This is a genomic window from Bradyrhizobium diversitatis (genome assembly GCF_016031635.1).
Lineage (GTDB): Bacteria > Pseudomonadota > Alphaproteobacteria > Rhizobiales > Xanthobacteraceae > Bradyrhizobium > Bradyrhizobium diversitatis.
Genome location: NZ_JACEGD010000013.1, coordinates 84873 through 104903 on the forward strand (window position 1 = coordinate 84873; position 20031 = coordinate 104903).

21 protein-coding genes are annotated in these 20031 nt (G+C 65.5%); 8 read left to right on the forward strand and 13 right to left on the reverse strand.

Annotated features, from left to right (window positions below; translation table 11 throughout):
- The first annotated feature begins 190 nt into the window (after window positions 1-190).
- Entirely contained in the window at window positions 191-1108 is a 918-nt protein-coding gene (locus H1B27_RS15935) for an NADP-dependent oxidoreductase (protein WP_197966692.1), read from the forward strand.
- Window positions 1109-1539: 431 nt separating this feature from the next.
- Here the strand turns inward: H1B27_RS15935 and H1B27_RS15940 are convergent, their stop codons facing one another.
- Window positions 1540-2523: an ABC transporter substrate-binding protein gene (locus tag H1B27_RS15940; RefSeq protein WP_197966693.1), complete on the reverse strand. Its 984-nt coding sequence runs from the start codon at window positions 2521-2523 to the stop codon at window positions 1540-1542.
- Between the two features lie 358 nt (window positions 2524-2881).
- On the opposite strand from H1B27_RS15940, the gene H1B27_RS15945 reads away from it, so the two are divergent.
- The 3 genes from H1B27_RS15945 to H1B27_RS15955 all read left to right on the forward strand — a co-directional run bounded on the left by H1B27_RS15945 (window position 2882) and on the right by H1B27_RS15955 (window position 6112).
- Window positions 2882-4228 (forward strand): caspase family protein, encoded by a 1347-nt coding sequence (locus tag H1B27_RS15945; protein WP_197966694.1) that lies wholly within the window; start codon window positions 2882-2884, stop codon window positions 4226-4228.
- A gap of 30 nt (window positions 4229-4258) precedes the next feature.
- Window positions 4259-4753 (forward strand): hypothetical protein, encoded by a 495-nt coding sequence (locus H1B27_RS15950; RefSeq protein ID WP_197966695.1) that lies wholly within the window; start codon window positions 4259-4261, stop codon window positions 4751-4753.
- Between the two features lie 150 nt (window positions 4754-4903).
- Window positions 4904-6112, forward strand: a complete 1209-nt coding sequence (locus H1B27_RS15955; protein ID WP_197966696.1) for a hypothetical protein — start codon at window positions 4904-4906, stop codon at window positions 6110-6112.
- On the opposite strand, the gene gmk is transcribed toward H1B27_RS15955, so the two are convergent.
- The 9 genes from gmk to H1B27_RS16000 all read right to left on the reverse strand — a co-directional run bounded on the left by gmk (window position 6045) and on the right by H1B27_RS16000 (window position 14836).
- Window positions 6045-6704 carry a guanylate kinase gene (gene gmk / locus H1B27_RS15960; protein ID WP_061876679.1) on the reverse strand — a complete coding sequence of 220 codons (660 nt, stop codon included), beginning with the start codon at window positions 6702-6704 and terminating at the stop codon, window positions 6045-6047. The genes H1B27_RS15955 and gmk overlap by 68 nt on opposite strands.
- A gap of 3 nt (window positions 6705-6707) precedes the next feature.
- Window positions 6708-7595: a YicC/YloC family endoribonuclease gene (locus H1B27_RS15965; protein WP_197966697.1), complete on the reverse strand. Its 888-nt coding sequence runs from the start codon at window positions 7593-7595 to the stop codon at window positions 6708-6710.
- Between the two features lie 213 nt (window positions 7596-7808).
- Window positions 7809-9083, reverse strand: a complete 1275-nt coding sequence (gene mltG, locus H1B27_RS15970) for an endolytic transglycosylase MltG (protein WP_197966698.1) — start codon at window positions 9081-9083, stop codon at window positions 7809-7811.
- A gap of 125 nt (window positions 9084-9208) precedes the next feature.
- Complete coding sequence (fabF, locus tag H1B27_RS15975; protein WP_197966699.1) at window positions 9209-10474, reverse strand: beta-ketoacyl-ACP synthase II; 1266 nt, start codon at window positions 10472-10474, stop codon at window positions 9209-9211.
- Window positions 10475-10581: 107 nt separating this feature from the next.
- Window positions 10582-10821, reverse strand: coding sequence for an acyl carrier protein (locus H1B27_RS15980; RefSeq protein WP_008551805.1), 240 nt, complete (start codon window positions 10819-10821; stop codon window positions 10582-10584).
- A gap of 308 nt (window positions 10822-11129) precedes the next feature.
- On the reverse strand, window positions 11130-11867 hold the full coding sequence (fabG, locus tag H1B27_RS15985; protein ID WP_027574176.1) for a 3-oxoacyl-[acyl-carrier-protein] reductase: 738 nt from the start codon (window positions 11865-11867) through the stop codon (window positions 11130-11132).
- Window positions 11868-11969: 102 nt separating this feature from the next.
- Window positions 11970-12929 (reverse strand): ACP S-malonyltransferase, encoded by a 960-nt coding sequence (gene fabD, locus H1B27_RS15990; RefSeq protein ID WP_131871544.1) that lies wholly within the window; start codon window positions 12927-12929, stop codon window positions 11970-11972.
- Between the two features lie 173 nt (window positions 12930-13102).
- Entirely contained in the window at window positions 13103-14128 is a 1026-nt protein-coding gene (locus tag H1B27_RS15995) for a fatty acid desaturase family protein (RefSeq protein ID WP_197966700.1), read from the reverse strand.
- A 3-nt stretch (window positions 14129-14131) separates the two neighbouring features.
- Window positions 14132-14836: a TetR/AcrR family transcriptional regulator C-terminal domain-containing protein gene (locus tag H1B27_RS16000; RefSeq protein WP_197966701.1), complete on the reverse strand. Its 705-nt coding sequence runs from the start codon at window positions 14834-14836 to the stop codon at window positions 14132-14134.
- Window positions 14837-15188: 352 nt separating this feature from the next.
- Here H1B27_RS16000 and rpsF point away from each other — a divergent pair, with 352 nt between their 5' ends.
- From rpsF to rplI, 4 genes are all read left to right on the forward strand, one after another.
- Window positions 15189-15659, forward strand: coding sequence for a 30S ribosomal protein S6 (rpsF, locus tag H1B27_RS16005; protein WP_061876686.1), 471 nt, complete (start codon window positions 15189-15191; stop codon window positions 15657-15659).
- 5 nt (window positions 15660-15664) lie between these two features.
- Window positions 15665-15904 (forward strand): 30S ribosomal protein S18, encoded by a 240-nt coding sequence (gene rpsR, locus H1B27_RS16010; protein ID WP_007592020.1) that lies wholly within the window; start codon window positions 15665-15667, stop codon window positions 15902-15904.
- Between the two features lie 133 nt (window positions 15905-16037).
- On the forward strand, window positions 16038-17018 hold the full coding sequence (locus H1B27_RS16015; RefSeq protein ID WP_197966702.1) for a DUF2232 domain-containing protein: 981 nt from the start codon (window positions 16038-16040) through the stop codon (window positions 17016-17018).
- A gap of 48 nt (window positions 17019-17066) precedes the next feature.
- On the forward strand, window positions 17067-17666 hold the full coding sequence (gene rplI, locus H1B27_RS16020; protein ID WP_061876688.1) for a 50S ribosomal protein L9: 600 nt from the start codon (window positions 17067-17069) through the stop codon (window positions 17664-17666).
- 73 nt (window positions 17667-17739) lie between these two features.
- On the opposite strand, the gene H1B27_RS16025 is transcribed toward rplI, so the two are convergent.
- The 3 genes from H1B27_RS16025 to H1B27_RS16035 form a co-directional block, all read right to left on the reverse strand.
- Complete coding sequence (locus H1B27_RS16025; protein ID WP_197966703.1) at window positions 17740-18207, reverse strand: PaaI family thioesterase; 468 nt, start codon at window positions 18205-18207, stop codon at window positions 17740-17742.
- Window positions 18208-18218: 11 nt separating this feature from the next.
- A complete protein-coding gene (locus H1B27_RS16030) occupies window positions 18219-18815 on the reverse strand; it encodes a TetR/AcrR family transcriptional regulator (RefSeq protein ID WP_197966704.1) in 597 nt (198 codons plus the stop codon).
- Between the two features lie 107 nt (window positions 18816-18922).
- Window positions 18923-19900, reverse strand: coding sequence for a hypothetical protein (locus H1B27_RS16035; RefSeq protein ID WP_197966705.1), 978 nt, complete (start codon window positions 19898-19900; stop codon window positions 18923-18925).
- Window positions 19901-20031 lie beyond the last annotated feature (131 nt).

Sequence of the window (20031 nt, forward strand, 5' to 3'; positions counted from 1 at the left end):
TCTATTCGCTATAACCACGACCGGAGCGATCCCGATAGTCAGTCTTAGTTGGGAGCCCCGGTCAATGCAGACGAATAGACCGCAGACACCCGGACAACACTGCCACGCCGCCGCGGCGTGTGGATAGCCGGCGCGTTCCCGCTCGCTGCAACAGTTGCACCAAGAGACAAGGACCGAGGAGATAATTCCCATGAAGGCGATCGTCGTAACGGAACAGGCCGCGGGAACGGCCGGGTTGAAGCTGGTGAACCGGCGCGATCCGATGGCATCGATAAACGAGGTCGTTGTTCAGGTTCATGCGTCGGGATTTGTTCCGACCGAGCTCACGTGGCCCTCGACCTGGACCGATCGTCTCCAGCGTGACCGAACACCGTCGATCCCAGGACACGATCTGGCTGGAGTGGTTAGCGCGCTCGGATATGGCACTACAGGATTATCGGTGGGGCAGCGGGTATTCGGCCTCACAGACTGGTACCGCGACGGCACGCTGGCCGAGTACGTGGCGGTCGAGGCACGCAACCTCGCGCCGCTACCGGGTGACGTCGATTTCACGGTGGGCGCGAGCCTGCCAGTCTCGGGCCTGACCGCATGGCAAGGGCTGTTCCAGCACGGCCGTCTCAAGGCGGGGCAGAGCGTCCTCGCACACGGCGCGGCCGGCGCAGTCGGTTCGATGGTGACGCAACTCGCACGAGAGGCCGGCGCCCACGTCATCGGCACCGGACGCGCCGCCGACCGTCAGACGGTGCTCGACTTCGGCGCTAAGGAGTTCGTCGACCTCGACAACGACGCCCTGAACGACGTCGGCAAGGTCGATCTGGTGTTCGATGTTCTCGGAGGTGACATCCAGAAGCGATCCGTCGGCCTGCTTCGATCTGGAGGAACGCTGGTGTCGATCGTGGGGCCGGCCGAGGCACGGCCCACCGACGGTGTGGCGGTCGACTTTGTCGTCGAGGCCGACCGGGCCCAACTGAGTGAGATCGTCCAGCGGGTGCGGGATGGACGACTGCGGACGAACATCGGGAATGTCTCGACTCTCGACGGCGCCGCTGCCGCCTTGAATCCGACTACGCGACGCAAGGGAAATACGATCATTCGCGTTCGCCCCTGAACGACGCACGCCCGTGGATGCACGCGGCCGGCCGGCCCTGTCTGGCTCGGCCGAACGTTGAGAAAATGTCCGCGACGGACCATAAACTGCGGTGATGGAGTTACGGAATGCTCTTCGGCAACTCGCGTTGCGCGACAACCCGCACGGGTGGAAAAAACGAAGTAATCCACTACGTCGAAAATCACTTCGATGCTTCCGTCGAACGACTGCGCAAAGGCGATAGCCTCTTGCTCTTTCCATCCGTGATGCGCGTGCCGAGTGTGCAGTGGGGCGTCCAAGCGCCGGGCCTTGGTCCACCCCTCGGAGGTCCGCAACGGGTCAAGATGCGAAGAACTCAATCTGAGCAAATGTAGTCCGCCGTGCCTCAATGAGCGGAATTCGTGGGAGGGATTCGCCAGTTCGCTGTCGGCCGGAACCGGACTCCCGAGGCGTCACTCGATGACTTGGTCGGCCGTGGCCAGCAGCGAATGCGAAACGGTGAGACCGAGTGCTTTCGCGGTCTTCAGATTGATGACCAGCTTGAGACGCGTGGGCTGCTCTATGGGCAGATCGCCGGGCTTTGCGCCCTTCAGGATCCTGTCGACATAGCCGACCGCCCGCCGGAAATGATCGGGAAAATCCGGTCCATAGGAGAGCAGCAGGCCGTAAGGGACCTGTTCAGCGTTTGACGCAATTGTCGGCACCTTGTGCGCCATGGCTGAGGCGCCCACCTGCACCCGTTCATTGTACATCGGCGGCCCGACAGCAAATGCGCCATCAAAGCCTTCGCGTGCAATGGCAGAAAAGGCCGGGTCAATTTCGTCCGCCGTCGTCACTTCGAATACTTTGATCAGGCATCCCGCAGCTCTCCCCGCTGTTTCGTTGGCGATGGCGGTGGGCTTGGAAGACGGCTCGCGCGGATCGAGCACGAGCGCCAGGCGGGTCAATTTCGGAACGATTTCCTTGAACAGCGCGAGCCGCTTGCCGGAGAGATCAACGGTCATCAGTGAAAGTCCGGTCACGTTGCCACCAGGACGCGCGAGACTCTCGGCGAGCCCCCGACCGACCGGATCCGGGTCCCCGACAAGCACGATGGGGATCGTGCTGGTCGCTCGTTTGGCCTCCCTGGCGCCAAGTCCCGTCACAGCGACGATCACATCGACTTTGCCTTCCGCAAGTTCCTGCGCCATTGCGCGAAATCGTTCAGGTTGCTCGGCAGGAAAGCGGTGCTCCAGTTCAATATTCTTGCCGTCGAAATAGCCAAGCTCCTGAAATGCCTTGATCAGGACGACCAGATATTCCTCTTCCTGCTTGGCGTCGGCGGCATGCCAGAGCACGCCGACCCGCGCGTTCGGTTTGCGTCGCTGCGCGCGCGAGGTTAGTGGCCATGCTGCAGCAGTGCTTCCGAGAAGCGTGATGAATTCGCGGCGTTTCATTCGATCACCTCGCCACATTCCGGCTGAGCTGCGGACCGCATTGAAGCACGATCCCGACGACGTGAAACACAGGTGGCTACGAGCAGTCGCGAATGCTTCGCCATGAACGCAAGCACCGCCTGATCATAGGCGTCGGCGACACCGGATCTTTTCAGAAAGCACGATTGCCCTCTGAAGGAAACGTCTGCTTCGGTCACAGGCGGCGGCCGAGGCGAACGCGTCCCCCGCGTCCGGGTGTCGTCGCAGGCCAGTGTCCATGTGCCCTTTGGCCTCCATCGGGCCATCGCACGGCATGTCGCGCCGCTTTTCGTCCGCGCGCCGGGCTGGTAGGATGGCGTCGTTATTTTGAGGCATTTTGATGCGCGCGAGGATTTTCAATCGCGTCCTGGGGTTGGCCGCGCTGGTCGCCGTCATGCTCGCTGCCACGACGCTTCGAGCCTCGGCCGAGAAGCGCATCGCGCTCGTGGTCGGCAACTCCGCCTACAAGAACATCACGCCGCTCGACAACCCGTCGAGGGACGCGAGCCTGATGGCGCAGACGCTCGGCGCGCTCGGCTTCACGCTGGTCGGCGGACGCGCGCAGCTCGATCTCGACAAGGGCGCGATGGACCTCGCGGTGCAGAGCTTTGGCCGGCAGGTCCAGGGCGCCGACGTCGCGCTGTTCTATTATGCCGGCCACGGCGTGCAGGTGGCAGGCTCCAACTACCTCGTGCCCGTCGGCGCCAATCCGACCCGCGAGGCCGACGTCGATTTCCAGATGACCGATGTCAACCTCGTGCTGCGCCAGATGCAGGGCTCCGGCACGCGGCTTAACCTCGTGATCCTCGATGCGTGTCGCAACAACCCCTTTGGCTCACGCGGCCTGCGCGCCTCGGACGGCGGCCTGGCCCAGATGCGCGCGCCCGAGGGCACGCTGATCTCCTACGCGACCCAGCCCGGCAACGTTGCCCAGGACGGCAGCGACGGCCACAGTCCCTATACCAAGGCGCTGGCGACCACGATCCGGGTCGCCGGCCTCGACGTGTTTCAGACCTTCAACCAGGTCGGTCTTGCCGTGAAACGCGCCACCGCGGGCGCGCAGCAGCCCTGGGTCTCGTCCTCGCCGATCGACGGCACGTTCTATTTCGTGCCGCCGACGCAAACCGCACCGCCGCAGGTCGCGGCGATGCAGCCCGATCCCCTGCCCGCGGAGCGCCTGCGCGCCGACCCCGACCGCGTGCCCTTGCGCGATGCCGCGCTGCTCAGTGAACTGAGCGAGCGGCTCTACGAGCTCAATTTCGATCCTGACACGCCCGACGGCCTGACGCGCGCGATCACGAAACTCCAGCAGCGGATTTCGATGGCCGCGACCGGTGAAGCAACCGAAGGCCTGCTGCTGCGAATGCGCAAGATGGAGGATCTGAAGCCCTGGGGCTCGATCGTCTACGGGCCCGATGGCAGCAAATGGGGCATGTCGTGGAATCACGCCTCGCGGCGTGCCTCGGTCGCGGATGCGCGTGGCAATTGCGCCGGCGCCAAATGCCCGATCGAGCTCTCGTTCTACGGCCGAAGCTGCGGCGCCTTCGCCATCTCCGACAAGTCGTGGTCGCTGGTCCAGCGCGACAGCGTGCAGCGCGCGCGGGACGCCGCGCTTGACGAATGCGGCAAGGCTGGCAAAGCTTGCCGCATTATCGGAGCCGTCTGCGCCGACGGCTCCGGCCGCTGATACATTTTTCTTGTTTGGATTTTTTCGCTCATGCCCAATGTCGTCATCCGTACGACTGCCCTCGCCTTTCTCCTCAACCTCGCCATTGCCTGGTCGGCCGCCTACGCGCAATCCGGCAGCGCCGGCGGCTCGATCGGCAATGACGAGAAGTCGCTGTCAGGCTCGCGTTCGGAGCGCTCGGCCGAACCGGCTCCGTCCGCACGCCGGAGCAAGCCGGCCGAAGAGCCGCGCTCGTCGTCCCGGCGAGGCGGTGGCGGAGGCGGCGGTGGCGGCTTTGACGGCGCCTGGGTGGTGACCAGCGTCGGCTGCGGTGGCTCCACGTCCGGTGCGGTCGTCGTCTCCTCGGGCAAGGTCATCGGCCAGGGGGTCAGCGGTACCGTCAGCCCCGCCGGCGCCGTCAGGACAGTCGGTCAAGGCGATGGCGTGACCTTCACGGGCTCCGGCCGCCTTTCCGGCCGCAGCGGGTCCGGGACGTGGCGTCGCTCCGACGGCTGCGGCGGAACCTGGACTTCAGCCAAGCAGTAAGGCCGAAAAAGCCTGACCTCACCGCGGAACGATCGCGCCACAGGCCCGATTCAAGCCACATCCTCTCCGGATTTGCGGCTCATTGCCACCCAACTCTTTGACGAGAAAGGGCTGGTTGAGAGTTGCGTCATGCGTAACCGGGAGACCAGGATGGGCAACCGAACCGCAAAATTCGTATCTGCGCTTATTGGCGGCATCATTGCCGGTGCACCGCTGGCTGCCGTGTCGCAGAACGCGCCGGCTCCGTCGAGCGCTGCCAGCACAGCTTCCGACTGCCTCGCAGCGCCAAAGGGCCCCGCGCCGCAGGGACAGCACTGGTACTACCGCCTCGAACGCACCACCAAGCGGCAATGCTGGTACCTGCGTGCCGCCGGCGACAAGGACAGCGCAAAGACAACACAGACCGCGCAGGCTCCGAGCGATACTCCGACGGCAGATGCGCCGGCGCCGCAGCAACACGCTGTGCAGGACGCGCGCGCCGAATATCCGACGCCGCGGATCAGCGCCGCCTCGAAGACGCCGAACGCCCCCGCGCAAGCCGCCGCCGCGACACCGGTCCAACAAGTCGCAGAGCAGACCGCGGACGCGCAGCAACCCGCCGCCGCTACGCCCTGGCCCGATGTCTCCACAGCATCCGCTCCGCCGGCGCCAACCGTCGTCGCAGCCCCCACGCAGCCGGCCGCAAAGCCGTCAAAATCCCCGTCGCCGGTGACGCTCGCTGCGGCCGACAGCACGACCGACAAGCCGACCGGCTCGCTCCAGACGCTGCTGCTCGTGATCGGCGGCGCGCTGGCGCTCGCCGGAATCCTCGGCAGCGTCATCTACCGCTTCGCCGGCCCGCGCGTCCGCCTCCAGTCCGCCGACCGTCACGGACATTGGCGCGATTCGGAGATGCAGGACCAGGACGGAAGCCGTGCGCCCTGGCTCGCTTCAACGCCGGCCGACGCCCAGCCGCCGCACCCCATCGACTTCGATGCGGTACGTCCGCAGCCGAAACAACGAGGGACAAAACTCGCCGCGATCGGCCGCGAGATCGAGCTGATCGACGCGCGCAGGCAACGGGCCGCCGCCATGGCCGCAGACCCTGTCGAGGTCAAGAGCGACAAGGTCGAGATGAAGGTGGTCGGCAAGCAAATCGAGACCGTCGCCGCGGCTCCCCAGCTCCCCGCCGCCGAGATCGGCGAGGACCACGATGACGCGCCGGCAGGCCGTGACGCCGATGCCGTCGATGTCGCCGTCATCACGACGATGCTGGAACAGCTGGCGAAGGAGGGACCGCGCCTGTCCCGGCCTAACCTTGAAGCTGACCTTGCAAACTTCGCACGAAGCCTACGAGGCCGATCCGCCGCTCGCGCTTGAGACGTTCGGCCTTCAGGATCGACTGCACCTCGGCGAAGGCCTCGTCGATGTCGTGGTTGATCACGATGTAGTCGTACTCGGCCCAGTGGCTCATTTCGTGACTTGCACGGCTCATGCGCTTGCGGATCACCTCGTCGGAATCCTGTGCGCGCGAATGCAGGCGCTTCTCGAGATCGCTGGCCGAGGGCGGCAGGATGAAGACGCTGACGACGTCGGCGCGCGCCTTCTCGCGCAGCTGCTGCGTACCTTGCCAGTCGATGTCGAACAGCACGTCCTGCCCGGCCGACAGCGCCGCTTCGACCGGCGCGCGCGGCGTGCCGTAGCTGTTGTCGAACACGGTCGCCCACTCCAGCAGCTCGTCGCCCTTCACCATGGCGTCGAACCTGGCCTTGTCGACGAACAGATAGTCGCGCCCGTCGACCTCGCCGGGGCGCTTGGCGCGCGTGGTGGCAGAGACCGACATCCTGAGGCCCGGCATCCGCTCGATCAGGAGCCGGGACAGTGTCGTCTTGCCCGCGCCGGAGGGCGAGGACAGCACGAACATCAATCCGCGCCGCTCGACACCGTCAGTTCCGTGACCGCCCGTCGTCATCGATCACTCCAGATTCTGGACCTGCTCGCGGAACTGCTCGACCACGTTCTTCATGGCCAGCCCCGTGTTGGTCAGCTCGATGTCGTTCGACTTCGAGCAGCAGGTGTTGACCTCGCGGTGAAACTCCTGCGCGAGGAAATCGAGCTTGCGTCCGATCGGGCCGCCCTTGCCGATCAATTCGCGCGCCTGCGCGATGTGGGAAGCGATGCGGTCGAGCTCCTCGCGGATGTCGGCCTTGGTGGCGATCAGGATCGCCTCCTGCATCAGGCGGTCGGAATCGAACCGGTCCGAGGTGTCGAGCAGGGTTGCGACCTGCTCGGCGAGCCTGGCCTTGATCGCCTCGGGCTTGCGGCCCGGCGCAGCTTCCGCCTTGCTCGCAAGCTGCTCGATCTCGTCGACACGCTGGGTCAGGATCTGCCCGAGCGAAATCCCCTCGCGCTTGCGCATCTCGACGAGGTCGGCGAGAGCCCTGTCGAAGGCTTCGGCCGCGGCGGCACGCGCGGCCTTGTCCTCCTCCTCGTCGCCTTCGGGCTCGGCGATCTCGACCACGCCCTTGATGGCGAGCAGGCCGTCGATGCTCGGCGCCACCGCGTCGACCTTGCCGGAGATCAGCGCGGCGGCCTTGAGGACCGCATTGAGCACGTCCTCGTTGATGCGGACCGTGGCGGCCGCATTGGTGCGCTTGACGTTGAGATTGGCGTAGACCGTTCCGCGCGACAGCAGCTCGCCGGCGTGCTTCTTGGCATGGGCCTCCAGCTCCTCGAAGCCCTGCGGCAGCCGTACCCTGAGGTCAAACCCCTTGGCGTTGACCGACTTCAATTCCCATTCGAACGTATACGGCCCGCTCGCGCCGTGGCTTCGGGCAAAGCCGGTCATGGACGACAGCGCCATCGGTTCAGATTCTCCAGGAACACGGGATTCGCGAGGCTATCAAGCCACGCGAATCTTAAGACTATTTTGCCGGAAAGTGGAATCCGCAATGTCCGCAGGCAAGGCCCGCAAGTCTAAAGCGCGATGCGATTGGATGAATCGTCATCGCGCTTTAGGTTGTTGTTTAAGCATGGTCTTTTCGGAAAACCGCTGCGCACTTTTCCGGATCATGCTTTAGCGCTGGACCACCGGCGGAGAGGACTGCACCGCGCCCTGCCGGGCCGGCGCAGGATTGGCGGGACGAGTGGCCGGCGGTTTCTTCTGCTGGCTCGGCCGCGCCGGCGTGGTCGCGGTCGGCGTATCGGCGGCCGCCGGCGCGCTGGCCGCCGGTGGCTGCGCCTCCTCGGCCGGCTCGACCATGTCGTTCTGGATCTGCTTTTCCATCGCGCGGAGCTTCGCGACGTTCTTCTGATGCGCGTCGTAGGTCTCGGTGAAGGCATGCCCGCCGGTGCCGTCCGCGACGAAATAGAGGTCGCGGGTGCGGGCCGGATTGGCAGCGGCCTCGAGCGAGGCCCGGCCGGGATTGGAGATCGGGCCCGGCGGCAGGCCCTCGATCACATAGGTGTTGTAGGGCGAGGGCTGCGTGATCTCGCTGCGCTTGATCGGCCGGCCCAACGTGCCCTTGCCGCCGACGAGGCCGTAGATGATCGTCGGATCGGACTGCAGCTTGATCCTCTGCTTCAATCGGTTGACGAACACCGCGGCGACCCGGCTGCGCTCGTCGGGCTTGCCGGTTTCCTTTTCGACGATGGACGCCAGCGTGACCAGCTGTTCCGGCGTCTTGACCGGAATGTCGGAATTGCGGCGCTCCCAGATCTCGGCCAGCACGCGCTTGTGCGCCTGCTGCATGCGCTGGACCACCTGCTCGCGCGGTGTGCCGCGCGGGAACTTGTAGGTCTCCGGCAACAGCGTGCCTTCGCGCGGCAGCTCGCGCACGCTGCCGGTGAAGATGTCGTTGTCGGACAGCCGCGCCACGATCTGCTCGGAGGTAAGACCTTCCGGAATCGTGACGGCATGCTGCACCACCTTGCCCTCGACGATGGTGGCGATGACGTCGCGTAGCGACGCGTTCTTCTGGAACGAATACTCACCCGGCTTGAGGTCCGAGCTCGCCTTCAAGGCGGCGACGCTGGCGATGAACACCCAGGGATTGATGTCGGTCACGCCTTCCCTGTTCAGCGTCTCGGCGATGTCACGCTTGCCCGCGCGCTGCGGGATGTTGACGATCTTGTCCTCCGCAAGCGGCCCGGGTGCTTCCAGCAGCTGCCGGCCGTAATAATAGACGCCGCCGGCGCCCAGCATGGAGATCAGCAGAAGGGTGATGATGGCGTTGCCGACGATCACGAGCGGATTGCGCGCGCGGTCCGATCGCTTGGGCGGCGGCGGGAGCTGCTCGGGCTCGAGCGCTGCCCGCGGACTCCGGGGTGAAATGGGCGGCCTTTCACTCATCGAGACAACCTGAATCCTGCCGGTTCAATCGCGGCCGACAATCGCTTGCCCTGCCAAAATGCACGCGCCCACGTCCATGACTATCGCCGAATGCGGCAAAACGGTGGTTTCGTCTCAAACGCAAACTAACTGGCCAAGCGACGGAAGATCACCGACGCATTGGTACCGCCAAAACCAAAAGAGTTCGATAACGTGACGTTGACCTCGCGCTCCTTCGACTTGTGCGGCACGAGATCAATCGCAGTCTCGACCGAGGGATTGTCGAGGTTGATCGTTGGCGGCACGACGTTATCGCGAATCGCGAGAATCGCGAAGATCGCTTCGATCGCACCCGCCGCGCCGAGGAGATGGCCGGTCGACGACTTGGTCGAGGACATCGCAACCTTGGAGGCGGCATTGCCGAGCAGACGCTCGACCGCGCCGAGCTCGATCTCGTCGCCGAGCGGCGTCGAGGTGCCGTGCGCGTTGATATAGTCGAGATCGGACGGTGTGAGGCCGGCGCGCTTCAGCGCCGCCAACATGCTGCGGAAGCCGCCATCGCCGTCGGGCGACGGCGAGGTGATGTGATAGGCGTCGCCAGAGAGGCCATAGCCGATCACCTCGGCGTAGATCCTGGCGCCGCGGCGCCTGGCGTGATCGAGCTCCTCCAGCACGAGGACGCCGGCGCCCTCGCCCATCACGAAACCATCGCGGTCCTTGTCGTAGGGACGCGAGGCCTTCTCGGGCGTGTCGTTGAAACCGGTGGAGAGCGCGCGCGCGGCGTTGAAGCCGGCAATGCCGATGCGGCTGATCGGCGACTCGGCGCCGCCTGCGACCATCACATCGGCATCGCCGAGTGCGATCAGGCGGGCAGCATCGCCGACCGCGTGCGCGCCGGTCGAGCAGGCCGTGACCACGGCATGGTTCGGCCCCTTCAGCCCGTGTGCGATCGAGACGTAGCCGGAGGCGAGATTGATCAGGCGGCCCGGAATGAAGAACGGCGACACCCGGCGCGGTCCGCGCTCCTTCAGGAGGATGGCGGTTTCGGCGATGCCGTTGAGGCCGCCGATGCCGGACCCGATCATGGTGCCGGTCGCGCACTTGTCTTCTTCCGTCTCGGGATGCCAGTTGGCGTCGTCGAGCGCCTGGCCGGCCGCGGCCATGCCGAAGATGATGAAGTCGTCGACCTTGCGCTGGTCCTTCGGCTCCATCCACTTGTCGGGATTGAAGCTGCCGTTGGTTCCGTCGCCGCGCACGACCGTGCAGGCGATCTTGGTCTGAAGATCGGAGACATCGAAGCTCTCGATCCTGCGCGCACCGCTTTCGCCGTTGAGGATGCGCTTCCAGGTCGGCTCGACGCCACAGGCGAGTGGCGAGACCATGCCGAGACCCGTGACGACAACCCGCCTCATATCCGAAAACTCCGCATCGAAAGACTCACGGCCAATAACAAGAAACCGGCTGACCGCTGCGAAGCGGCCCGTCCGGTTTCAATGTTGTCCCCGCGAAAATGAAGAGCTTAGCTCTTCGCGTTCTTCTCGAGAAACTTCGTCGCGTCGCCGACGGTGAGAATCGTTTCCGCAGCGTCGTCCGGAATCTCGCAACCGAATTCCTCCTCGAACGCCATCACCAGTTCGACGGTATCCAGACTGTCGGCGCCGAGGTCGTCGATGAAGCTCGCGTTGTCGACAACCTTCTCGGGCTCAACACCAAGGTGTTCGACCACGATCTTCTTAACCCGCTCGCCAATGTCACTCATTGCTTAACCTCGTGTTGTTCCCTGTAGACCCGACCCCCCGGGACGATACGAGCCGTCGTGGTCGTTTGACTGCCTCGCTTACGAACTTGATTTGGCCCATCCTAACCGATGCAGGCCCGGCGAACGACGGCCAAAGGCTCCGCATCGCCAATATACAGGGTTTCAAAAACCTGCAATGGCGTTCTTTGCCCATCCGTTGAAGGTCCGGTTATCATACTTCAATTGCCTTGACTACAAGCCTCATTTCGCTCCGGAAACGGCCGTTTGCCGCATCCGGCACCGCCTTGACGGCAGTGCGGCACGAGGCGTCAGATCATGGCCATGCCGCCGTTGACGTGGATGGTCTGCCCGGTGACATAGGATGCTTCGTTCGAACTCAGGTAGACCGCGGCTGCCGCAATGTCTTCGGGCGTACCCAGGCGGGCGGCCGGAACCTTGGTTAGAATCGTTTCACGCTGCTTGTCGTTGAGCGCATCCGTCATCGGCGTCTTGATGAAGCCGGGCGCGATGCAGTTCGCGGTGACGCCACGCTTGGCATATTCGGCACCCAGCGTCTTGATCATGCCGATCAGGCCTGCCTTCGACGCAGTATAGTTGCCCTGCCCCGGATTGCCGGTGACACCGACCACCGAGGTGATGGCGATGATGCGGCCGAAGCGCTTGCGCATCATCAGCTTGGTTGCGGCGCGCGCCAGGCGGAAGGTCGCGGTCAGATTGACATTGATGACCTCATCCCAATCCTCGTCACGGAGTTGCACGAAGAGGTTGTCGCGCGTGATGCCAGCGTTGGCGACGAGAATGTCGACCTGGCCCATCGCAGCTTCCGCAGCCGGCACCAGCGCCTCGACCTCGTCGGCCTTGGAAAGATTGCAGGGCAGCACATGGGCGCGCTCGCCGAGCTTGCCCGCAAGCTCGTCCAGCACTTCCTTCCGCGTCCCCGATATCGCAACGGTGGCGCCCTGCGCGTGCAGCGCCTGCGCGATCGCGCCGCCGATGCCGCCGGTCGCGCCGGTGACGAGCGCCTTTCGGCCAGTCAGATCGAACATCGATAACTCCTCCAAAGCACGACCCGGAAAAATGCGCAGCGGTTTTCCGGAAAGATCATGCGTCAACTCGAGAACTCAAGCGCGGCGACCATTCATCGCGCTTCAAGCCTGCTTCGCAGCGGCCAATGCATCCCTGGCGGCGGCAATATCGTTCGGACCGCCGACCGCAACGCCCACGGCACCGTCCGCGATGCGCTTGACGAGACCTGTCAGCACCTTGCCGGCGCCGATCTCGAAGAAGCGGGTGACGCCCTGCCCGGCCATGTAAGCGACCGACTCACGCCAGCGCACCGTGCCGGTGACCTGCTCGACCAGGCGGCGGCGGATCTCGTCGGGATCGGTGATGGCGCTCGCCAGCACGTTCGACACCAGCGGCGCGGCCGGCGCCTTGATCGTGACCTCGGCCAGCGCGGCCGCCATGGCGTCCGCAGCCGGCTGCATCAGCTTGCAATGGAACGGCGCGGACACCGGCAGCAGCATCGCGCGCTTGGCGCCCTTGGCCTTGGCGATCTCGACGGCGCGGTCGACCGCGGCCTTGTCGCCCGAGACCACCACCTGCCCGCCGCCATTGTCGTTGGCGGCCTGGCAGACCTGCCCCTGCGCCGCCTCGCCGGCGACCTCCATGGCGGCTTCATAGTCGAGACCGAGCAGCGCGGCCATCGCGCCGGCGCCGACCGGGACGGCCTTTTGCATTGCGAGACCGCGCGTGCGAAGCAGACGGGCGGTATCCGAAACCGTCAGGCTGCCGGCCGCGGCCAGCGCTGAATATTCACCAAGCGAATGACCTGCGACGAAGGCGGCATCTCGTCCCACGGAAAAACCAGCCTCGGCCTCCAGGACGCGCAGCGTGGCGACGGACACCGCCATCAGCGCCGGCTGGGCGTTCTCGGTGAGCTGGAGGGTTTCGGCCGGACCTTCCCAGATGGTGGCCGTCAGCTTCTCGCCAAGCGCGGCATCGACCTCGTCGAATACGGCGCGCGCCACCGGAAAGGCGTCGGCCAGGGCCTTGCCCATGCCGACCGCCTGGGAACCCTGCCCAGGAAATGTGAATGCAGCCGTCATCGGCGCTCCCTGCTTGTCGGGCATGGTCCTATCGAGAACCGGCAGCCGATTGCGCACGGCCTTAGGCCATGGTTCCGGATCATGCTCCAAAGGGGGCCGTAGACACCGTCCGGGGCTGCACTGTCAAGCCGAGATGGGGGCTTCGACCAGCATTCAACGGGGAATGCGCCTCCTCAAAACCCGCCGGCGGTCTGGTTGGCATCGACGTCCGCCCCGGACTGCGCGCGGCGCGCACTGTTGACGAGTTGTCCCGGCCGATCCTCGCGGTTCGGCCTGGCCGTCGCCAGCCGCAGCACCGCCGCGTAATTCGGCTGCACTTCCATGCGGCCGGCGTGCCGGCTCGCACTGAGGAGGCGATGCACCTTCGGCAGATTGTAGCAGGGCACGTAGAACAACAGATGATGCTCGAGGTGATAGTTCACGTAATACGGCGCGATGAACAGGCGCTCGAGAAAATTGGCATGCGTGGTGCGGGTGTTGCGCAGGGGATCGCTGCTATCGGGGACGACGGCGTGCTCCGCAATGTTGCGAATGCGGGTGATGACCATCATCCAGGTCAATAGCGGCACCAGCCACAGCAGCGGATAGGCCCACCACACGCCGGCCGCGGCGAGCGCGGCAAACATGATCCCGTTGACCACACATTGCGGGCCGAGCATCTCCCAGAAATGCGCCGCACGCCGCCGCCATGACCAGTCCTTTGGCCCGAGCGCGTTGAGCAACTGCGCCTTGCGCTGCTGATAGCCGGTCTGCCCGGTGATGTCGCGGATGAACTTGCGACGGTAGCTCAGCTTCGTGATCGGAAACGGCGCCGACAGCACGAGATCGGGGTCGTCCTCCTGCTGGGTGCGCGCATGGTGCTGAAGGTGATAGCGCCGGTAGCTGCGCGTCTCCGCAAACAGCGGATAGGCGCAGAACCACTGGCTTAGCGCCAGATTGGTCTTCTCGTCGGCGGACAGGCAGCCATGCGCACCGTCATGCATCAGGATCGCAAGGCCGAGCTGGCGCGAGCCGATGATGGCGACGGCCAGGACGTAGGTGATCGGATTGGGCCACCACGCGACCAAGGCGATGGCACCGATGATCAATGTCCAGGCGTGCGCGATCAGCGCCACGCCTTTCCATGTCACGCGCTGGCGCACGTCGGCGAGTTGATCGTCGGTCAGGAAATCGCGGGCACGCATGCGAAGCGCGGTCATGGCCTAACCCTCCTCATTCGAATTGCTGGATGCGCCGGCCTCCTCGACGAGACGCAGGCGCCCGGTGTCTTCAGTGGATTTCGCCTGCTCGCCCAGCACGCGCAGCATCTCGGCGCAGAGCTCCTCGGGCGAACGGCCCATGGCATAGCCTTCGAGAATGACGCCGATGGCGACGGCCCAGAACCGCCGCGAGGTTTCGTCGGGCGCACGCAGGGAGCGCCAGCCGTGCCGCGCCACCTGGCCAGCATAGGCGCGCGCGCCTTCACCGTGCAGGCGCTCGATGGTCCGCTCGACCAGCGGTGCGAGATCCTGGCGACGACGCGTCAATGTCAGCGCTTCCGCGAAAAAAGCGACCGAATCGCTCGCCGTCACCGTCGCGGCCAGCGCGTGGATATATTCCCGCGGCGTGCGCGCCCTCAGCGCCGCCTGCTCGGCCGCACGCGCCAGATACAGCAGATCGCGGCAGGCGCATTCGACGAACAGCGCCTCCTTGGTGCGGAAGTAATAGGTGATCTGGCTCGGGAACGCGTCCGCGGCACCCGCGATGTCGGTGATTGCCGTGCCGGACAGCCCCCGCTCCCGAAACAGCGGGCTTGCGGCATCCAGGAGCAGCGACCGCATTTTGCGGCCGGCCGAACGCGTCGCACGCGCGGCGTGCCTGGGGTCGCCCGCCGCCTCGAGCGGCTCATCAGTCGACGTTTCCGCCATGGGATCATCTCCGCTGACTTATTTGTATGTCATACAAACAAGTAGATCAAGCCGAATTTTGGTATCGGAGGATGGGGTCTGGCTGCCGTCGGAGGGGCGGCCCCCGGCTCGGCTTGAGAATGCCCCTCCAACCTTGCAAAGCCAGCCAAAATCCGTATAAGGCGCCCATCCGCAGACCCCGGCCGGGAGCTGAACGGACGGTCTCAGCAAATCATTCGTGATTTTGGTGTGGCAGGGCCAGTCGGTCCGTCGTCCCGTGTTTCCGCCTTCTGAGCTTGATCCCAGAGTCCTTTCCGAAGGTCTCTTAAGGGTTTGACGCCGGGCGATGCGCCAACATGAGGAAAGGACGTCCATGCCTCTTTACGAGCATGTTTTTCTTGCGCGCCAGGACGCGAGCCCGCAGCAGGTCGAAGAGCTGACTGCGCAGATGACCGGTATCGTCGAAGGTCTCGGCGGCAAGATCACCAAGACCGAGAATTGGGGCGTGCGCTCCCTCACCTACCGCATGAACAAGAACCGCAAGGCGCACTTCGTGCTGCTCAACATCGACGCGCCGTCTGCGGCGATCGCCGAGATCGAGCGGCAGGAGCGCATCAGCGAAGACGTGATCCGCTATCTCAGCGTCCGCGTCGAGGAGCTCGAGGAAGGCCCGTCCGCGATGATGCGCAAGGCCGACCGCGATCGCGAGCGTGACGATCGTGGCGGTGGCTTCCGCGGCGAGCGTGAAGGCGGCTTCCGTGGTGACCGCGAGGGTGGTTTCCGCGGCGATCGCGGCCCGCGCCGTCCGCGCGACGAAGCTGAAACCACGACGGATGGGGAGTAAGACCAATGGCTGAAGCTGGTGCACGTCGCCCGTTTTTCCGTCGTCGCAAGAGCTGCCCGTTCACGGGTGCCAATGCGCCGAAGATCGACTACAAGGACTCCAAGCTGCTGATGCGTTACGTCTCCGAGCGCGGCAAGATCGTGCCGAGCCGCATCACGGCGGTGTCCGCAAAGAAGCAGCGTGAACTCGCCCGCGCCATCAAGCGCGCGCGCTTCCTGGGCCTCCTGCCCTACGTCATTCGCTGATACGACCAATTCGACCGGCGGCCGCTGGGCCGCCGGTCGTGACTTTCTGAACTCATAAGGCTTCCGGGTCGTCCGGTCGCCGATGGTTGGGGCAAACGACGCCTCTAACCGCTCGAAGGGAGCGGGACAGCTGATGATGGCATTTGGACTCATTGCCCTGATCGCCGGCGCCGCGTCGGCCCTGATGTTCGCCTCGATCATCTCGGGCGCGATGATCTCGCTCGTCCTGTTCTATCTCGCACCGCTGCCGCTGATGGTCGCCGCGATCGGCTGGGGACCGCTTTGCGCCAGCCTCGGCGGCATTGCCGCTGCGACCGGCCTCGGCGCCCTGTTCGGCCTGCCCTACTGCATCGCCTTCGCCGTCACCGTCGCGTTGCCGGCCTGGTGGCTCGGCCATCTCGCCCTGCTCGGCCGGCCGGTGGGAAGTCTCGCGCCGGACGCCGCCTCCGCCAAATCGGCGCCAGCCCCCGAGATCGAGTGGTATCCGGTCGGCCGCCTCCTGCTCTGGATCGCAGGCTTCGCCACACTGACCACGATGGCCGCCCTGCTCACGCTCGGCAGCGACGCCGAGACCATCACCGGCACGCTGCGGCGCGGGCTGATGCGCCTGCTCCGCACCACCGACCCGCAAACCTCGGGCGAAGCCAGCCAGTTCGTCGACGCGCTGGTGCGCATGGTCCCGGCCGGCGCCACGATCATCGCGATGATGACGCTGACTCTCAACCTCTGGCTCAGCGCAAAGGTGACCGCGACGTCGGGCCGGCTGCGCCGTCCCTGGCCGGATCTGATGGCGGCCGAACTGCCGCCAATGACCCTGGTGGCGCTCTGCATCGCGCTGGCCTTCTGCTTCACCGGCGGACTGCTTGCCATCGTCGCGCAGATCGCCACGGCCGCGCTGATGATGGCCTATGCGCTGACCGGTTTCGCCGTGCTGCATACGCTGACGCTCGCGCTGAAGAGCCGCACATTCTGGCTCGGCTCGACCTACGTTGTCGTCGTCGTGTTCGGGTGGCCCGTGCTCGCGATGGTCATCCTCGGTCTTGCGGATGCCGTGTTCGGCTTTCGCGAGCGCTTCCTGCGCGGCCGGCAGCCGCCACCACTGCCAACGCCTTAAGTCACCCCGAAACTGAAACCTACAGAGCACTTCAAGAGGAGAACGAATATGGAAGTCATTTTGCTGGAACGCGTCAACAAGCTCGGCCAGATGGGCGAAGTCGTGAAGGTTCGCGACGGCTACGCCCGCAATTTCCTGCTCAAGCGCGGCAAGGCGCTGCGCGCCACCGCCGACAACCGGGCCAAGTATGACGGCATGAAGGCCGATCTCGAGGCCCGCAACCTCGCCTCGAAGGCCGAGGCGTCCAAGGTCGCCGAGAAGATCGAAGGCAAGAACATCATCGTGATCCGCCAGGCGTCGGAAGCCGGCCAGCTGTTCGGCTCCGTCAACGTGCGTGACATCGTCATCGCGTTCGAAGCCGATGGCGTTTCGCTGGCTCGCCCGCAGATCCAGCTCGATGCGCCGATCAAGACCATCGGCAAGCACACGATCACCGTCGCCGTTCATCCCGAGGTCGAGGTCGAAATCACCGTGACGGTCGCGCGCAGCCAGGACGAGGCCGAGCGCATCAACCGCGGCGAGGATATCTCGACCCGCAACGAGGACCGCGATGCGGCTGCCGAGGCGATCGCCGCCGCCGGCGAGTTCTTCGATCCGGACGCCCAGCACGACGAAGTCGAGCCGGCCCCGGCTGCGGAAGAGAAGTAAGTACGCCAGCTCGTCATTCCGGGGCGATGCGAACCATCGAACCCGGAATGACGAACAAGAAAGCCCGGTCGCCTCAGGCGGCCGGGCTTTTCATTTTGCCGGCGACGTCCTCGCTCAGCATCGCGATCGAGGCCAGCGCGGTTGCCGTGTGCTTCTCAACTCCGTCGCTGACGCAGAACACGTCGGCCGCAACCACAGCGACCTGTCGGCCCGGCTTGATCACCTTTGCCCGGCAGATCAGCTTCTCACCGACCGCTGGCGACAACAGGTTGAGCTTGTATTCGGCCGTCAGCGCCGCCTGGCCGCGCGAGGTCGCGGCCGCGATCGTCGTGGCGTTGTCGACCAGGAAGGCGGTAACGCCGCCATGGAAGAAGCCGTGCTGCTGAAGCAGCTCGGGCCGGCGCTCCACCGCGATGGTGCAGGTGCCGCGTGACAATTCGGAGAGCTCGGCGCCCACCAGGTTCATGAAACCCTGCCGGCCGACATTGGCGTGGATGCGTTCGGCAATTGGCGCGAATTCCGGATCAGCTTCGGCCCGCATGCGGCCTCTCCCTATTGCCTGTTGATGCGATCGAATGGCCTCAGCGCACGAATGGCGCAAGCGATCAGCGTGTCGGCCTCACTGCGCGGATCGGTGCGGTCGCGCCCCGACAGAAAGGCACGGCAGAAGATCTGCGCCGGACCGATGAGCTGGCTGACGAACATCACTGGCGTCATCGGCAGCAGCTCGCCGCCTGCAACAAGCGGCGCCCGCCAGCGCTCGATGCCTTCGGCAAGCCGCGCGTTCTGCGCACGCTGGGCATCGCGCACGTCCTCGCCCCATTCGCTGCGTGAGATCTCGAAGAGGTAGCGCGCCTCGCGCCGGCTGGTCACGACCCAGTCGAGATGCGCCCGGATCAGGCGACCGATGCCCTGCTCCGCATCGGGCACGGGATCGAGCGCCGCCAGCACCGCGGCATGATAGTGCCGCAAGACCTCCAGGAACAGCGCACCGGCGAGCTCCTTCTTCGAACCGAAGGCATGAAAGAAGCTGCCGTTGGAGGCGCGGGCCCGGGTGCGGATCGCGGCCACCGTCGCGGCTTCGAAGCCGACGCGGTCGAACACCAGCAGCCCGGCTGCCAACAGGTCGTCTCGCACGCTCGCCGCCATCGACGCCTCCTAGAGTATCACTCTAGAGTAATACTCTAGTCGTAGTCAATGCGATGCGGAGGCCGCATTGAAAGCGGCCTCTGCCTGTCGATGAGAAGGTAGCGGATCTAGCGCGAGATCGGCGGTGCCGGCGGGCCGGACGACTGCGCCGGCGGGGCTGCAGCGGTCGCGGGCGGTGCCGGGTCCTGCTGCGGCCTGGCCGCCGGCTCGGGGCTCGCTGCAGGCGCAGCCGGCTTGGAAGCGGCCTCGTCCGCCGGCTTGGACGACGCCGGTTCGGCGGGCTTTGCCGCGGCAGGTGCAGCCGGCGCCACCTGCGGGACCGGGTCGGGTCGCAGTGCCGGAGCTTCGCTGCCGCGCGTCTCGACCTTCGAACTGTCCGGCCTGGCCTCAACGGGCTTGTCGGATGCCTTGTCGGAGGCCTTGCCGCTGTCGGGCTCGGCCTTGACGCTGTCGGGCTTGGCGCTGTCGGGCTTGACGGCCTCAGGCTTTGGCTCGCTCTTCTTGTCCTCGGTCGCCGGCGCGGCGGCATCGACCTTCGGAGCTTCCTCAGTGCCCGGCTTGGCGCGCCGCTTGCCTTTGCGCGGCTCGGGCGCTGCCTGTCCCTCCGGCGTCGCACCTTCCTCGGCGGGTCGCGCCGCGCGCTTCTGGCGCGCGCCCTCGGGGGCCGGAGTAGCACCCTCGCCCTCCGGCCTGGCGGCCTCTTGCGAGCGGTGGCGGCGGCCCTGATGCTCAGGCGACTGGCCCGGAGCGGAGTTGGCTTCCTTCTCCCTGGCGCCGTCCTTCTTACCGTCCTTGGCCTGGTAGCGGGTGTCGGTGGCACCGTTGGAGACCAGGTAGGAGGCGAGGACGCCCGCCATGTCCGAGCTCGTGGTGTAGTGCTGGCGCAGGAATCCCGGCAACGAGCTCGGCGTGACGGACTTCAGGAGTCCGCGCGGGCTCTTGTGGCAGGCGTTGCAGGTCTGCGCGAAAAGCTGGGACGGGGTCTTGCCAGCCTCGAGGTTCGTCGCCTGCGCAAGAACGGTATCGGCCGCGCCGAAGCCGGTCAGAAGCAATACCGTCGCGAGGCTGAGCGCTCGGCTCGACATTCCCATCATCTCCATTGAATTCCGCGAATGCAGCCGGCCTCCGGCGCGGCGGCGGTCACCTTTTAACCGATTGAGCTGCGAATGGAAGCAGGCTCCGCGCGCAAGGATGTGATTAAGCCATTTTCGAATAT